Source organism: Streptococcus vestibularis ATCC 49124, assembly GCF_000188295.1.
GTDB classification, from domain to species: domain Bacteria; phylum Bacillota; class Bacilli; order Lactobacillales; family Streptococcaceae; genus Streptococcus; species Streptococcus vestibularis.
Genome location: NZ_GL831113.1, coordinates 7,266 through 23,319, shown reverse-complemented (window position 1 = coordinate 23,319; position 16,054 = coordinate 7,266). Strand labels below are relative to the sequence as shown.

Annotated in this window: 12 protein-coding genes; 1 reads left to right on the top strand and 11 read right to left on the bottom strand. The window is 41.7% G+C overall.

Annotated elements, in window-relative coordinates:
* Window positions 1-35 precede the first annotated feature (35 nt).
* Complete coding sequence (gene purD / locus HMPREF9425_RS08510; RefSeq protein WP_003098266.1) at window positions 36-1,298, bottom strand: phosphoribosylamine--glycine ligase; 1,263 nt, start codon at window positions 1,296-1,298, stop codon at window positions 36-38.
* Between the two features lie 307 nt (window positions 1,299-1,605).
* On the opposite strand from purD, the gene HMPREF9425_RS08505 reads away from it, so the two are divergent.
* Window positions 1,606-2,445, top strand: coding sequence for a CHAP domain-containing protein (locus tag HMPREF9425_RS08505; RefSeq protein WP_037621854.1), 840 nt, complete (start codon window positions 1,606-1,608; stop codon window positions 2,443-2,445).
* Window positions 2,446-2,636: 191 nt separating this feature from the next.
* On the opposite strand, the gene purH is transcribed toward HMPREF9425_RS08505, so the two are convergent.
* The 10 genes from purH to HMPREF9425_RS08455 form a co-directional block, all read right to left on the bottom strand.
* Window positions 2,637-4,184 (bottom strand): bifunctional phosphoribosylaminoimidazolecarboxamide formyltransferase/IMP cyclohydrolase, encoded by a 1,548-nt coding sequence (purH, locus tag HMPREF9425_RS08500; RefSeq protein WP_003098259.1) that lies wholly within the window; start codon window positions 4,182-4,184, stop codon window positions 2,637-2,639.
* A gap of 76 nt (window positions 4,185-4,260) precedes the next feature.
* On the bottom strand, window positions 4,261-4,809 hold the full coding sequence (purN, locus tag HMPREF9425_RS08495; protein ID WP_003098257.1) for a phosphoribosylglycinamide formyltransferase: 549 nt from the start codon (window positions 4,807-4,809) through the stop codon (window positions 4,261-4,263).
* Between the two features lie 184 nt (window positions 4,810-4,993).
* On the bottom strand, window positions 4,994-6,016 hold the full coding sequence (gene purM / locus HMPREF9425_RS08490) for a phosphoribosylformylglycinamidine cyclo-ligase (RefSeq protein ID WP_037621852.1): 1,023 nt from the start codon (window positions 6,014-6,016) through the stop codon (window positions 4,994-4,996).
* Between the two features lie 211 nt (window positions 6,017-6,227).
* Complete coding sequence (gene purF, locus HMPREF9425_RS08485; protein ID WP_003098250.1) at window positions 6,228-7,667, bottom strand: amidophosphoribosyltransferase; 1,440 nt, start codon at window positions 7,665-7,667, stop codon at window positions 6,228-6,230.
* A 168-nt stretch (window positions 7,668-7,835) separates the two neighbouring features.
* On the bottom strand, window positions 7,836-11,561 hold the full coding sequence (locus HMPREF9425_RS08480; protein ID WP_003098247.1) for a phosphoribosylformylglycinamidine synthase: 3,726 nt from the start codon (window positions 11,559-11,561) through the stop codon (window positions 7,836-7,838).
* 55 nt (window positions 11,562-11,616) lie between these two features.
* The gene (gene purC, locus HMPREF9425_RS08475; protein ID WP_003098245.1) at window positions 11,617-12,324 is read right to left on the bottom strand and encodes a phosphoribosylaminoimidazolesuccinocarboxamide synthase; all 708 of its coding nucleotides are present in this window, start codon (window positions 12,322-12,324) and stop codon (window positions 11,617-11,619) included.
* Window positions 12,325-12,606: 282 nt separating this feature from the next.
* Window positions 12,607-12,852: a phosphopantetheine-binding protein gene (locus HMPREF9425_RS08470; protein WP_003098242.1), complete on the bottom strand. Its 246-nt coding sequence runs from the start codon at window positions 12,850-12,852 to the stop codon at window positions 12,607-12,609.
* Window positions 12,852-13,856 carry a phosphate acyltransferase PlsX gene (gene plsX / locus HMPREF9425_RS08465; protein ID WP_003094986.1) on the bottom strand — a complete coding sequence of 335 codons (1,005 nt, stop codon included), beginning with the start codon at window positions 13,854-13,856 and terminating at the stop codon, window positions 12,852-12,854. The genes HMPREF9425_RS08470 and plsX overlap by 1 nt, the downstream gene beginning before the upstream one ends.
* A 175-nt stretch (window positions 13,857-14,031) precedes the next feature.
* On the bottom strand, window positions 14,032-14,805 hold the full coding sequence (gene recO, locus HMPREF9425_RS08460) for a DNA repair protein RecO (protein WP_003098239.1): 774 nt from the start codon (window positions 14,803-14,805) through the stop codon (window positions 14,032-14,034).
* A complete protein-coding gene (locus HMPREF9425_RS08455; protein ID WP_003098238.1) occupies window positions 14,792-15,967 on the bottom strand; it encodes a pyridoxal phosphate-dependent aminotransferase in 1,176 nt (391 codons plus the stop codon). The genes recO and HMPREF9425_RS08455 overlap by 14 nt, the downstream gene beginning before the upstream one ends.
* Between the last annotated feature and the right edge of the window lie 87 nt (window positions 15,968-16,054).

Here is a 16,054-nt window from a genome sequence, read left to right as displayed (position 1 = left end):
GCTTTCGCTCGCCTTTTACGACCTACGGTCGCTGATTATTTGTTAGCCTTGCTACCGATATCCGTACGGTAGAAGAGGCCTTCTGTATTTTGTTTGTTAAGTTCGTTGTAGATAATGTTTTGGCCGTCTTTGACGGTGTCTGCTGTTGTGACCAACATGTAAACACGTCCTCCGTTTGAGAGAAGGTCTTGGCCATTTTCAGCAAATTTAGCTCCAGCATAGTAAGTGATGATATCTCCCTCTGTCTTGGCTGGAAGCTTAACACCCTTCTCATAAGCGAGTGGGTAGCCGTTTGAGGCTACAACCACACCAAGTGTTACACCCTTATCCGTCCAAGTGATAGTTGGCTCTTTACCATCCAAAATGTCAGTGATATTTTGCGCAAAATCAGAAGTCAAACGAGGCAAGATGATTTGCGTTTCAGGATCGCCAAAGCGAGAGTTGAACTCGATGACTTTAGGGCCGTCAGCTGTCAAGATAAGACCAGCGTAAAGGACACCGGTGTAAGGACGACCTTCTTTAATCATACCTTCAAGGACTGGCTTGACAATAGTGTCAATCGCCATGTCAACCACGCTCTGTGGTAAGTGTGGAACCGGCGCATAAGCCCCCATCCCACCAGTGTTAGGACCCTTGTCACCATCATAGGCACGTTTGTGATCTTGAGCTGTTGGCATGATGTAGAACTTGTCCCCATTGACAAAGGCAAATAGAGAAAACTCCTCCCCATCAAGGAATTCCTCGATGACCACACGTGCACCTGAGTCACCAAATTTATTGTCCAAGAGCATCCCATGAGCAGCTTCGACCGCTTGCTCAACCGTTTCAGCAACGACGACACCTTTACCTAGGGCCAAGCCGTCTGCCTTAACGACGATTGGAGCGCCTTTTTCCTCGATATAGGCCTTGGCTTCCTCAAAATCTGAAAATGTGCCATAGGCTGCTGTTGGAACATCATATTTGACCATGATTTCCTTAGCAAAATCCTTAGACCACTCCAGCTCAGCCGCAGCCTTGGTCGGACCAAATGCTTTGAGTCCTGCCGTATTGAAATCATCCACGATCCCAGCCGCAAGGGAATCGTCTGGACCAATAAATGTCCAAGCAATATCGTTCGCTTTTGCGAAGTCAATCAGCTTAGAATGTTCGGAAATTCCGATATTGATCAAATCAAGACCGTCCAATGTCATCCCGTCATTACCAGGAGCCACGAAAACTTGCTCAACGTCCTTAGACTCCAATAATTTCTTGGCAATCGCATGTTCACGACCACCAGAACCAACAACCAAAAGTTTCATTTGAAAGATACCTCAATATCAAATAAGACCAGGGGCAAATGCCCGTTAACGACAATCATTCGGAAAAAATTAGCTATTTTTACGAATTATATATAACCATTATAACATATTTGTTCGGAAATATGGGTATGTATCCAAATTTGGACATAAAAAAGGTGGCCACTTGGACCGCCTCTTGGGAGATTATGAAAATGAAAAAAGTTAATTAGGATTGATGATAGTATATCTTGAGCAACTTAAGGGAGGCTTAAACGCAAAAATATCCTCATTTTCCTGAAAAACTGCGAATAGGTAGGTGGAGGTTAAAATGAAGAAAAAATTACTAAATTGTCTCTTACCGCTAGCTTGTCTAGCGACTATTTCGGTTTCGTGTGGCAGTTCCGCTCAGGCGGCTGTCCTCGGAGATGACTATCCTTCCTCTTGGAAATACGGTGGCATCGGTGTCGATCCATGGACCATGTACTGGCGTCAGTGCACATCCTTTGCGGCCTATCGCCTCAGTAACTCCAACGGTTTCACTCTGCCTGTAGGTTATGGAAATGCCATCACTTGGGGACCAATTGCACGAGCGAATGGACATCGTGTAGATATGAATCCTGCTGTTGGAAGTATCGCTTGGTTTTCAAACGGTGTCAACGGAGCTGGATACATGGGACATGTTGCTTGGGTAGCTGAGGTAAATGGTGATCAGGTGACTATTGAAGAATACAACTACAATGCTGGTCAAGGGCCTGAGAAATACCATAAACGCAGTTTCCATAAGAGTCAGGTGTCTGGTTATATCCACTTTAAAGACCTCGAACCAGGAGCTCAAAATGGAAATTCTACTAACTCTTCTATCAAAGTTGGTGATACAGTCCGCTTCACAGGTACCTTCCGTGTCACGTCTGTGTCAGGAAATACCATCACTAGCCAAGATTTAGCTGGAGGTACACCAACCAAACACAATATCGTTGACCCTGGACCCGTTCTTGAAGTTGATGGACAAGGCAATCCAACATCAGACCAGTACCTCAATCCTGGTGAGACCTTTACTATTCCAGGTAACTTCAAAGTACTAGCCATTGACCCACCTAGCGATGGCGTCCTCGTTCAAATCGGAAATCGCAAGACTTGGGTAACTCAGTCTGTCCTTGAAAAGGCTTAAATCTATTGAACAATCGTGCGAACGGTTGTTTTTTTGATGTGCTGAAATAAAAAAGCCCAGCGGGTGCCGAGCTCTTAGGAGATTTATGAAAAAGAAAAGTTTTTTAGGATGGTAGTAGTATAGCTAGGGTAGCTTAAAGGAAGCTTAAGGCATCTAAAAAGCATCCAATTTCTTGGATGCTTTGAAAATTCTTAATGACGGAAGTGACGAACGCCTGTAAAGATCATTGTCAAACCATGTTTATCAGCCGCTTCGATTGACTCTTGGTCACGGACTGATCCACCCGGTTGGATGATTGCTTTAATACCTGCTTTAGCGATTTCTTCCACGTTATCTGCAAATGGGAAGAAGGCATCTGAAGCAAGAACAGCACCATCAAGACGATCTTTAGCTTGCTCAATGGCGATACGGACTGAAGCCACACGGTTAGTTTGACCAGGGCCAACACCAAGTGTCATGTGGTCGTTAGTCACGATGATACCATTTGATTTGACGTACTTGATAGCTTTCCAAGCAAACTCCAGAGCTGTCGCTTCTGTTTCAGTTGGTTGGCGTTTCGTAACCACTTGCCAGTCAGCTGGGCTTTCTTTAACAACGTCTTGGTTTTGAACGAGAAGTCCACCGACAACGCCAGTGTATTCTGCTTCCGCTTCGCTAGCATCTTGAGCGTCAAATGGCAACTCAAGGATACGCAAATTTTTCTTCTTGGTAGTCAAGATTTCAAGTGCTTCATCTGTGTAGCTTGGTGCAATGATGATTTCAAGGAAGACACCGTGCATTTTCTTAGCCGTCGTAGCATCAACTTCACGGTTGAGGACTACAATACCACCAAAGATTGATACTGGGTCAGCTTCATAAGCGTAGTCCCAAGCTGTTTCAATGTCGTCAGCTTGACCGATACCACATGGGTTCATGTGTTTGAGAGCCACGACTGTTGGACGGTCTTTGAAATCACGGATGATACGGATAGCAGCATCAGCATCACGGATATTATTGAATGACAATTCTTTACCGTTAAGTTGTTTAGCTGAAGCAATTGAGTAAGCCGTTGGCAAACCTTTTTGGTAGAAGTCTGCGTCTTGTTGGGGGTTTTCACCGTAACGCATAGGTTGCTTGAGGTCATAAGTCAAAGTGAGTTTTTCAGGTTTTGTTTCACCCACTTGAGCTGTGAAGTATTCTGCAATCAAAGCGTCATATGAAGCTGTGTGACGGTATACTTTCGCTGCCAAACGTTGGCGAGTTTCGTAGCTTGTTTCGCCGTTCGCTGACAATTCGTCAAGCACAACCGCATAGTCAGCAGGGTCTACCACAACTGTTACGCTAGCGTGGTTTTTAGCTGCTGAACGAAGCATTGATGGACCACCAATATCGATGTTTTCAACTGCGTCAGCATAAGTCACGTCTGGTTTGAGAATAGTCTCCTTGAATGGGTAAAGGTTCACCACAACAAGGTCGATCAATTCGATATTATTGTCCTTAGCCGCTTGAAGGTGGCTGTCGAGGTCACGACGAGCGAGGAGACCACCGTGGATAATTGGGTGGAGGGTCTTCACACGACCATCCATCATTTCTGGGAAACCAGTCACATCGTCAATGGCAATGGTATCTACCCCAGCATTATCAAGGGCAACTTTGGTACCACCTGTTGAGATGATGTCCCAACCAAGTTTTTTGAGTTCTTGGGCAAATTCAACAATGCCTGCTTTATCTGAGACTGAAATAAGTGCTCGTTTAGTCATTTTCTTTCTTTTCCTTTTTTTAAAAAAGTTCTTTATCTGCTACAATCGAAAATTTTCTTTCAGCTCGAGAGCTTTCTTATTTTCGTGCAACTCCCAAACTATCCAACACTTCTGGATAGAGTTTGTACTCTGTTTCGTGGATGCGAGTTTCGAAAGTGTCAAGGGTATCACCTTCAAGGCGTGGCACACGGACTTGTTTGATAACCTTACCGGTATCAACACCAGAATCCACCCAGTGAATGGTCACACCAGACTGGTTAACGCCTGCATTCCAAGCATCTTCAATACCATGAGCCCCTGGAAATTCAGGGAGATAAGCCGGGTGAATATTGATAATACGGCCTTCGTAAGCTGATAGTAAGGTTGGGCCAACGATTTTCATATAACCGGCCAAACAAATCAAGTCAATCTGGTGATCATCCAAGAGTTTGACGATAGCCTCTTCGTAAGCCGCTTTATTGTCAAATTCCTTGAGTTCAAAGGCATGGCTAACCACATTAAGATTCTTGGCACGTTCCAAGACATAGGCATTACGGTGATCTGAAAAAACAAATTCTACTGGAAATTGTTCCGCAATCACCTGAAAGTTTGAGCCGTTGCCAGAGGCAAAAACAGCAATCTTCATATTCGATACAAAGGGACGTTTCGGCTAGCCGAACAGTTTCGTAGAAAAATAGGAAATCATTGCTGGGTGCTTGCACACAAAATGATTTCTCTTTTTTCCTAGAAAATGAGTCCCGTGTTCAGTTAGGCTTCCTAACTAAACACTCCTTTCTACAATTTCTCTGTACAAAATGGTGATATCACCATTATTTAATCACCACACTTGCGCCATCTTTCTTCACAATACGACCGATTTCATAAACAGGTTCGTCAAGAAGTTCTTTGACATGTTCAACATTTTCTGGTTTAACCGCAAGCATGAGACCAATACCCATGTTGAAGATTTCAAACATTTCTTCGTGTTTGATTTCACCATACTTTTCAAGGGCTTTGAAAATTGGAAGGACTGGCACTTTGCTTTCGTTAATTTCAGCAGCCAAGTCATCTGAGAACATACGTGGTACATTTTCAATGAAACCACCACCTGTGATGTGAGCAATTCCATTCACCAATTCTTCTTTGATGAGTGGCAAAGCCGCTTTGACGTAGATACGAGTTGGTTCAAGAAGAACGTCTTTAAGTTTTTTGCCTTCAAGTTCTGGGAGGACTTCTTCACCTGTGTAATCAGCAAAGACACGGCGAACGAGTGAGTAACCATTTGAGTGAATACCGCTTGAGGCAAGTCCAAGAAGCACGTCACCTTCAGCCACTTTTGAACCATCGATGATTTGTGATTTTTCTGCGATACCTACCGCGAAACCAGCCAAATCATAGTCGTCTTCACCGTACATACCAGGCATTTCAGCAGTTTCACCACCGATGAGGGCTGCACCAGATTGCACACAACCTTCAGCCACACCAGCAACGACCTGTTCCAATTTCGCTGGTTCATTTTTACCAGTCGCTACATAGTCAAGGAAGTAGAGGGGCTCAGCACCTGCAGCAATGATATCGTTAACACACATAGCGACACAATCTTGACCGATAGTGTCGTGTTTGTCGTACTTAATAGCAAGCATGAGTTTAGTTCCGACACCATCTGTACCTGAAATCAAAACGGGCTCTTTGACACCTGTTTTTGAAAGGTCAAACATCCCACCGAAGCCACCAAGAGCTCCCATGACACCTGCACGCTCTGTACGGGCAACGTGTTTTTTGATACGTTCAACAACTTCATAACCTGCTTCAACGTCCACACCCGATTGGGCATACGCATTTTTATTTGTCATTTGTTTATTCCTTTTCTTTTTTCGAGAAAAATTGCGACGTATTTTTAGATAAACCACCTTTTTATCTAAAAATACTAGTCAGGTCTCTAGCTTTGGCCCCATAGGGCAAAGCGTCTACTGACAAATGCTTTAGCTTTTAGTCAGTAGTGAGACGTGGCGCGTAAGCATTTTTAGACATAATTTTTTCCTCTTTTTTTCTTCTGCACTGCTCTTAATAGAAAGAAGTGTGTTCTTTCAAACTTTCCAAATAGCGTTCTTCGTAGTCATACAATGGTGTTGGATATTTGCCATCGAAGTAGGCCACACAAAGGCCACCATTTGGTGCATCTGTGTCAATTCCAATGGAATCAATCAAGCCATCAATTGACAAGTAAGTCAAGCTATCCGCACCAATGATTTCGAGTGTTTCCTCAACTGTATGGTTGGCGGCAATCAATTCCTTACGTGTTTGAATATCGATACCGTAGAAACATGGGTAAGCAAGGGCTGGACTTCCGATAGCCACGTGAACCTCAGTCGCCCCTGCTTCTTTCAAGAGTTGAACGATACGACGGGACGTTGTTCCACGAACAATGGAATCGTCAATCATGACCACACGTTTTCCTTTAACAACACCTGATACGGCAGAGAGTTTCATACGAACTCCTTGCTCACGCAATTCTTGTGTTGGTTGAATAAAGGTACGTTGGGTGTATTGATTTTTAATCAAGCCCATTTCATTTGGCAAGCCTGATTCTTCAGCAAATCCCATGGCCGCACTAAGTGATGAATTGGGCACACCGACCACAATATCCGCTTCATGCTTGAACTCACGTGCTAATTGAGCTCCCATACGTTTACGAGCCGTATGGACATTCACACCTTGAATGTTTGAATCAGGACGAGCAAAGTATATATACTCCATCGAACAAACAGCCAATTGCGTATCTGTTGTATAGGTATCGTAAGTGATGCCATTATCATCGATGATAACAACCTCACCCGGATTTACATCACGAATCCATTCTGCACCAACCACTTCAAAAGCGCAGGTTTCAGATGAAACTACGATAGCACCGTTGGCCATCTTACCAAGAGAAAGTGGACGGAAGCCATTTGGATCCAAAGCTGCAATAAGCTTGTCCTCAATCATAAGAAGGTAAGCAAATCCACCTTTGACAGTGTTCAGAGCTTCTTTTACTTTTCCCATAAATGATGTGTTATGGCTACGACGAATCAAGTGAGCTAATATTTCTGAATCAGAAGTTGAGCTAAAAATGGCCCCATTCTTCTCCAACTCATGTCTTAGTGACTCTGCATTAGTCAAATTCCCATTATGAGCAAGACCAAGCTGTCCATCGTGAAACTTAAACATAAATGGTTGAATATTGTCTACAGAAGCCTCACCAGCAGTCGCATAACGAACATGACCGATAGCAGCCATACCAGTCAGCTTGTCTAAGTTGGCTGGATCACGGAAAACTTCTGAGAGAAGCCCCATATCACGATGACGCTTCAATTGACCCGCATCATTTGAGAGAATTCCTGCACCCTCTTGACCACGGTGTTGAAGACTGTGAAGTCCGAAATAAGTTAATTTGGCAGCATCTGGGTGACCCCAAATTCCAAAAACACCACATTCTTCATTAAGAGATTTAACTTCGTATGTCATTTTATATACCTTTTATTTGTGATATTTTCCTTAGGTAACAAGAATGAGTGTAGCTATCTCTAGCGTCTCATTCTTCCAATTTGATCTCGATTTTGCAAAATTCTCAAGTTATCTAGGAATATCGCTACAGCGAAAAATATCATTACTAAGCGCGCTAAACTCGCTCTATTATTTTCCAGTGAAGTATTTAACCGCTGACGCAAAGAGGTGCTGGTCTTTACTTCCTGGAATATTTTGGAAGAGACCATCTTCGAAACGTTCTGAGTGTCCCATCTTACCAATAATTTGACCGTTCTTGCTTGTGATACCTTCAATAGCATTGACAGAACCATTGGGATTATATTTAGAATCCATGCTTGGTTTACCTTCGAAGTCAACATATTGGGTAAAGATTTGACCATTGTCACGAAGCTCTGCAAATTCCTCAGCTGTCACGACAAATTTACCTTCACCGTGTGATACTGGGATGGCATGGATGTCACCAACTTTCACTCCAGCAAGCCATGGTGAGTTCGTGTTGGCAATACGTGTCTCAACCATCTTAGCTACGTGTTGGTTAGCATCGTTGTAGAAGAGGGTTGGACTCGTACTGCTTGCATCTTCAAAGTTACCGTATGGAAGGAGACCTGATTTGACGAGGGCTTGGAATCCGTTACAGATACCGATGATTAAACCACCACGTTCGATGAATCTATCAATGGCTGCACGTACTTTTTCATTGAGCAAGATGTTAACGATAAATTTAGCTGATCCATCTGGTTCATCGGCTGCTGAGAAGCCACCTGCAAAGAAGATAATGTTAGCTTTTTCGACATTGTCAACCATAGTGTCAACAGACTTGACAATAGCTTCTTCATTCAGTGTTACAAATGGTACCAAGTTGACTTTGGCACCTTCTTTTTCAAAGGCCTTAGCTGAATCGTACTCAGAGTTAGTACCTGGGAATACTGGGATGTAAACCACTGGTGTCTCAACTGTTTCTTTAGCTTTGATCACAGCATCGGATGCTACAGTAGGTACTTCTTCTAGCTCAGTTGCTTGTGCAAATTCCGTTGGGTAAATCTCTTCCAATTTACCTTGGAAGGCACTGTCAAGTTTGTGTCCATCAAGCGTTACACCATTGACAGTAAGTGTAAAGTCAGCTGCTGTTTGTCCAATCTTGGCAACACCTGAAATTTCTTCCGGAGATGTGAAGACGAATCCACCCAATTGAGCTGTCAAAGCAGTCTCAAGATTTTCAAGGGTTACAGTGGCACCAATATGGTTACCAAATATTGCAAGGGCAAGCGCTTCAACGACACCACCATATTTGACAGCTGATGCAGATGTGACTTTATGGTCAGCTTGGATGGCTTCAAACTTAGCAAAGTTAGACTTGATAAGTTTGAAGTCAATTTCTTGTGCCAAAGCTTGACCTGGAATATAGTAAATATTTTCACCAAAAGCTTTAAATTCTGGAGAAAGGACCTTACGGCTGTCTGCTGTTGTCACACCAAAAGCAACCAAGGTTGGTGGTACCGTCAATTCTTCAAAGGTACCGGACATAGAGTCTTTACCACCGATAGATGGCAAACCAAGTTGAATCTGAGCTTCGATTGATCCAAGTAGAGCTGATACTGGTTGACCAAAACGCTCTGCTTGTTTATCCATACGCTCGAAGTATTCTTGATAAGAGAAACGAGCCTTAGACCAGTTTGCACCAGTAGCAACCAAACGAGCTGTTGCTTCGATTACTGCATAGGCAGCACCATGATATGGAGACCATTCTGCTACATAAGGGTTGAATCCTTGTGCCATAACAGAAGCAGTTGTTGTCACGCCGTATTGGACTGGCAATTTCTGTACAGAAGCTTCTGTTGGTGTAATTTGGTAGCGACCACCGAGTGGGTGATTAACTGTTGAACGACCAACTGAGCTATCAAAGATGGTTTGTAAACCTTTTTGACTGGCATGGTTAAGGTCAGCCAAGACTTCAAGAGTATCAGCCTCAAGGGTTTCAGCAGATGTTTGACGTTCTTCTGGAAGCTTGACATCCTTGTCAACCACCTTAGCATCTACAACCACACGTACACCGTTTGTATCAAGGAAACGACGTTCCAAATCAACGATGGTTTCGCCATTCCAGTGCATGACAAGATTTGGTTTTTCAGTCACTGTTGCAACGACAACAGCATCAATATTTTCTTTATTACATTCAGCAACGAAGGCGTCTACATCTTCTGGACGAACCACTACAGCCATTCGTTCTTGAGATTCAGAGATGGCAATTTCTGTACCGTTCAACCCTTGGTATTTCAATGGCACTTTGTCTAGATCAATTTCAAGACCATCTGCCAATTCACCAATAGCCACGCAGACACCACCAGCACCAAAGTCATTTGATTTCTTGATAAGACGTATTACTTCACCATTACGGAAAAGACGTTGAATCTTACGTTCTTCGATGGCATTCCCTTTTTGGACCTCAGCACCAGCTGTTTCAACAGATTCAACTGTTTGAACTTTAGAAGAACCTGTCGCACCACCGACACCGTCACGTCCAGTCTTACCACCGAGCAAGATAATCACATCACCTGCTTCAGGTTTTTCACGGACAACATTTTCCTTAGGAGCCGCACCGACAACGGCACCTAGCTCCATACGTTTAGCAACGAAACCCGGGTGGAAGTATTCACGAACATAAGTTGTTGCAAGACCAATTTGGTTGCCGTATGAAGAATAACCGTGAGCTGCTGTTTTAGAAATCACTTGTTGTGGCAATTTACCAGCACGTGTTTCAGCGATTGGTGTTGTAATATCACCAGCACCTGAGATACGCATGGCTTGGTAAACGTATGAACGACCTGACAATGGGTCACGAATGGCACCACCAATACAAGTAGCTGCTCCACCAAATGGTTCGATTTCAGTTGGGTGGTTGTGAGTTTCATTCTTGAACATGAGAAGCCATGGTTCTTTCACACCATCGACATCCACTTCAATTTCAACAGAGCAAGCATTGATTTCATCAGACACTTCCATGTCATCTAAACGGCCATTGGCACGCTCATAACGACCAAAAATAGTCGCCATATCCATCAAGGTTTGAGGTTTTTCCGTACGTCCCAACTCATCACGCATGGAGATATATTTGTCATAAGTCGCCTGCAATTGTTTTTGAAATTTAGAAGCTGAAAAGTCAATATTCTTCAACTCAGTCTCGAAAGTTGTGTGACGGCAGTGATCAGACCAGTAAGTATCCAAAACCTTAAGCTCAGTCTCAGTTGGCACACGACCAATAGACTTGAAGTAATCTTGAATGAATAGAAGGTCATCCACTTCCATTGCCAATCCTTGCTCTGCCTTATACTTAGCAAAATCTTCTGCCATATAAGTCTCAAAGAAATCCAAGCTTGGAATAGTCTTGTCAGACTCAGAGAAATCCTGTTTCGCAATGCCAACAGTGATATCTTTGAAACGAGAATCCACTGGGTTCAAGAGGTAGTTTTTGACAGCTTCCAACTCATTCGAATCAATATCCTTGTTAACCAAGTAAAGTTGTGCTGTGTTCACTGTTACATCGTTTGAACTACCAAGCAAAAGCAAAGCTTCTTGTGAAGATGCCGCACGTTGGTCAAATTGACCAGGCAAGCTTTCGATAGCAAAGAAAGCATACTTCTCAAGATCAGTCTTAACCACAGCTTCATCCCAAACAGTATCGGTTACTTGTTCAGAAAAGATATGTTTTTCCGCACGTGCAAACAAATCCTCTGCTAAATTAAAGACATCGTAAACTTGTACAATACGAAGATCATTCAAGGTTTTCAACTGAATATTATGCTGTAATTCTTTTACTAAAGATCGAGATTTCACACGAAAATCAGCTTTTTTCTCAACGAAAATACGTTTATCCATTTTATTTCCTTTATCTATTTCTACTTAAAGATTGTAGTGACGACCAAGTAAAACTTTACTTCAAGCTTTGCAATTTTTCCAATACAACTTCATACACATCTGTCAAGCTACCGAGATCACGACGGAAAACATCCTTATCCATATGGTGCCCTTCCGCATCCCAAAGACGGCAGTTATCTGGTGAAAATTCATCTGCCAAGATAATTTTGCCATCCTTATCAAAACCGAATTCCAATTTGAAGTCAATCAAACGAAGACCAATTTGCTCAAACCAATCTTTCAGCAATTCATTGATACGGCGTGTTTCTTCCTTGATATAAGCAATTTGCTCATCATTGGCAATATCCAAAAACTTCACATGCTCATCATTGATGAATGGATCATCCAAATCATCGTTTTTGTAGTAAAATTCAACGATTGGAGTTTTCAATTCCAAACCTTCTTCAACACCGAATCGTTTTGAGAAAGAACCTGCAGTCACGTTACGAAGCACAACCTCCAAAGGAATGATAGTAACCTTCTTGTTGAGTTGTTCGGTGTCAGAAATACGTTCAATAAAGTGAGTAGCTACACCCGCAGCATTCAATTTTTCAAAAATAAGAGACGAAATCTGATTATTTAGCACACCTTTACCCTTAATAGTCTCCTTACGAGCACCATTAAGCATGGTTGCCTGGTCCTTATAGACCGACTTAATCACATTTTCGTCTTCTGTATTATAAATATCTTTAGCTTTCCCAGTATAAATCAGTTGGTTTGACATGGTATTGTTCGCCTTTCAAGTTTATTCATCTTAATTATACCACACGAAAAACCAAAAACAAACATATATCAAACTTTATTTATCAATTAAATAAACAACGTTCGGTTTTAGAGTTTTGCTTGGAGTTTTTTAATAAAAAATGTATAGAAAAAAGAGTGAGATAGTGCTAAATCAATGTAACTTTTAGCTTTTTATCTCACTCCAATAAAATGATAACCATGCAACATATAGTTGCTTCATTATTATATTCCTCTAGAATCTAACAACTAGAGTCTAATTTTCTTATTTATTATTCAATTGCTCAGACAAATAGTCTAACAAATCTGATACCTTATCCATATGATCAATAGTATTATCAGAAATCTCTAGGGCAAACTCATCCTCCAAATTAATAATGAATTCCATAAGCTCTATTGAATCTACACCCAAGTCATCTAATTTAGTAGCTTCAGTTAAAACAATATCCTCCCTACCCAATTGCTCTTGAATAACGAGCTGCATTTTCTGAAGAATTTCTACTCTACTCATCAGTTAGCCTCCTCTTTCGGGTCGAAAGCGTCAACTAGTTGCTCTACCACCTTTGTATCGAGCATCGTACGAACCTGCTTAATGGTATAGTAGACTGCTTTAGCATCACTAGATCCATGACATTTTACTACAGGAGCCTTGAGACCAAAAAGAACAGCCCCACCGGCACTTGAATAATCCATCGTCTCTTTCATGCCTTTAAGTCTATCCTTCAAGAGGAAGGCACCTAATTTAGCTTTGAGACCACCATTCATTATGGCTGACTTAAGAGTCTTCATTATGCCAAGTCCAGTTCCTTCAATTGCCTTAAGAACCGCATTTCCTGTGAAACCATCAGCCACTACCACATCAGCAGCTCCAGACATGATTTCACGCGCCTCAACATTACCAACAAAGTTAATACTTGACTCCTTAGATAGGAGCTCAAAAGCCTCCTTACGAAGACTATCCCCCTTTGTTTTCTCAGTCCCATTATTAAGGAGGCCTACACGAGGGTTGGCAATTCCACGTACATTTTTAGCATAGAAAGAGCCTAAAATAGCATATTGATGTAAGTGATTAGCTGTATTTTCAGCATTAGCTCCTAGATCAAGCATATCAAAGGGTTGACCAGTAAAACTTGGCATCGTTGACATAAGACCTGGTCGTTCAACTCCCTTAATACGTCCAACAACAAAAAGACCGGCAGCCAAAAGAGCACCTGTATTCCCTGCAGAGATTACAGCATCCGCTGCTTTATCCTTAACAGCTTGTGCACCCAAAACCATCGAAGCTTTCTTTTTCTTTCGAATTGCTTTGACGGGCTCATCATCCGAATTTATCTTTTCATCAGTATGAACAATGCTCACACGTTCATTCGCTGTCAAATAGTTTTTGATTTTAGCTTCGTCACCATAAAGCTGGATTTCAATATCTTTGAACTCTGCTAAAGCTTGGTTAACTCCCTCTACAATCGCTTGTGGCGCATTATCGCCACCCATAGCATCCACTGCAATTACATGCATAGCATTCTCCCTCTCATCCTCTGCTCTTAAACAATAGACATCCCTCGGTCACTATCCCTAGCAGAGTTTTTCAGCTTATTGTCCTCTTATTATAGCACGAACTGACCTGCATTTTAACCCCGGAAACTGAAAACCTCTACATTCCTGTTTCACGTGAAACAAAAAAAGATAATGCTTAATCAGCACTATCTTCTTTACTCATAATGTGACCCCAAGAATTTAGATTATCAATAAACTTCTTGCTTTTAAGATGAATCCCAACATAATTATCATAAAGCTCATCAATAAATTGTCGCAACTTTCGTTTCATATCATCCTTAACAGATATGCTTCTCAATTCTTCAAACGAAAGACCCTGAAAACGATCTAAAAGATAAGGCACATTAGGGTCCAAATGACTACGCCTTTCATCTTCTTCGTAATGATTGGGACAAAGTAAACCTGAGAACTTATACGAGAAATCAAAAGGAAGACCAACACGATGACAAAAGACACATTCATGAAAGTTCAATCGTACGCCAAAACGGTCCAAAACTTGAATCTCAAAGATATTAGTCAATATTTCATAATCTAAGCCCTCTTCCATTAACTCAAGGGTTTTCTTTAAAAATGCAAATAGTTGCGCATCTACCACACCGTCAGCAATAGCAGCATCAGTCAAGGCAGCTAAATAGGTCGCGTAAGACAGCTTAAAAATATCACTTGTAATTTCCTTAAAAGACTCTGCCTGACTATAATCCTCTATGAAAGATAAACCTTCATCATTTACAGTCATCATAAATTCAGCGATGTTTAAAGGTTGAATCACAGCACTCAATTTACCTGACCCACCACCTCTAACAAAAAACATCCGTTTACCAGCTTGTTCAGTAAAAATCTTAACCAGCTTATCATTCTCACGATAATTACGATTGAAGAGGACGAGCCCCCTACTCTCAAGCTTCTGCATGTTCTTCCATAAACTCTTTCAAACGAGTCATAGCTGTTTCAATAGTGTCCATGCTAGCTGCATACGACAAGCGAACATAACCTTCGCCATATTTCCCAAAAGCAACGCCAGGAATAATAGCAATAGCTTTTTCACGAGCAAAGTCTTGACAGAACTTAAAGGAGTCTTGATTATATCCTTCTGGAATCTTAGCAAAGATGTAAAAGGCACCATCAGGTTTAATAATTTTGAAACCAAGTTCAGTCATTTTTTCAAGAATATAATCACGACGTTTCAAATACTCAACTTTCATTGGTTGTGCATCATCCTTACCAGCAGATAATGCTTCGATAGCTGCAAATTGTGCCATAGTAGCTGCAGCCGTCACCAAATACTGGTGACTCTTAATCAACTGAGCCGTCAAACTTGCTGGTGCAAAAATCAAACCAATACGCCATCCTGTCATCGCATGAGATTTCGACAAGCCGTTGATTAAAATAGTTTGCTCAGGCAAATATTCAGCAATAGAAACATGTTGATCTACATAAGTTAGTTCTGAATATACTTCATCACTAACAACAAAAATATCATATTTTTTCAGAACTTCAGCAAGATCTTCAATCTGTTGGCGTGAATAAGTCACACCTGTTGGGTTGGTTGGGTAGTTAAGTAAAACAGCCTTAAGCTTATTCCCTTGCTCTAAAATTGCCTTTTCTAACATCTCCGGTGTCAAAACAAAATCATTAGCTGTTGTATCAATTTCAACAATTTCAGCCCCAACTAGATTTGCAATCGGCTCATATCCTGGATAGGCTGGTGCAGGTAAAAGAATCGTATCACCTGGCTCCAAAATAGCTGTTAAAGTCGCAGAAAGAGCTTCGGTGGCCCCAATAGTTACCAAAATTTCATTATCTGGGTTATAAGTTAGATTGTATTTTTCCTTAACAAAATTCGCAGCAGCTTGACGCAAATCAGGAAGTCCAGCCATACCTGTATAGTGTGACTGGTTCGCATCAATCGCAGTTTTAGCTGCTTCTTTCACATGATCTGGAGTCGTAAAATCAGGTTCTCCAAGCGTCAACTTTTTAATACCTGGAACATCTGAAATTGATTGGTCAAACTGACGAATCATTGAGACTTCAATCTTATCTAAATTTTTATTAAAACGTTGTGTTAAATCCATCACAGTCACCTCTTTGCAATTATGCCTAACATTATATCAAAAACTCAAACGCATTTAAACACCAAAAAACTAGCCTAGGCTAGCTTT

Bases quoted from the DNA above. Each gene is read 5' to 3' on its own strand.
- purD (WP_003098266.1), bottom strand. From the start codon at position 1,298: ATGAAACTTTTGGTTGTTGGTTCTGGTGGTCGTGAACATGCGATTGCC.
- HMPREF9425_RS08505 (WP_037621854.1), top strand. From the start codon at position 1,606: ATGAAGAAAAAATTACTAAATTGTCTCTTACCGCTAGCTTGTCTAGCG.
- purH (WP_003098259.1), bottom strand. From the start codon at position 4,184: ATGACTAAACGAGCACTTATTTCAGTCTCAGATAAAGCAGGCATTGTT.
- purN (WP_003098257.1), bottom strand. From the start codon at position 4,809: ATGAAGATTGCTGTTTTTGCCTCTGGCAACGGCTCAAACTTTCAGGTG.
- purM (WP_037621852.1), bottom strand. From the start codon at position 6,016: ATGACAAATAAAAATGCGTATGCCCAATCGGGTGTGGACGTTGAAGCA.
- purF (WP_003098250.1), bottom strand. From the start codon at position 7,667: ATGACATACGAAGTTAAATCTCTTAATGAAGAATGTGGTGTTTTTGGA.
- HMPREF9425_RS08480 (WP_003098247.1), bottom strand. From the start codon at position 11,561: ATGGATAAACGTATTTTCGTTGAGAAAAAAGCTGATTTTCGTGTGAAA.
- purC (WP_003098245.1), bottom strand. From the start codon at position 12,324: ATGTCAAACCAACTGATTTATACTGGGAAAGCTAAAGATATTTATAAT.
- HMPREF9425_RS08470 (WP_003098242.1), bottom strand. From the start codon at position 12,852: ATGAGTAGAGTAGAAATTCTTCAGAAAATGCAGCTCGTTATTCAAGAG.
- plsX (WP_003094986.1), bottom strand. From the start codon at position 13,856: ATGCATGTAATTGCAGTGGATGCTATGGGTGGCGATAATGCGCCACAA.
- recO (WP_003098239.1), bottom strand. From the start codon at position 14,805: ATGCAGAAGCTTGAGAGTAGGGGGCTCGTCCTCTTCAATCGTAATTAT.
- HMPREF9425_RS08455 (WP_003098238.1), bottom strand. From the start codon at position 15,967: ATGGATTTAACACAACGTTTTAATAAAAATTTAGATAAGATTGAAGTC.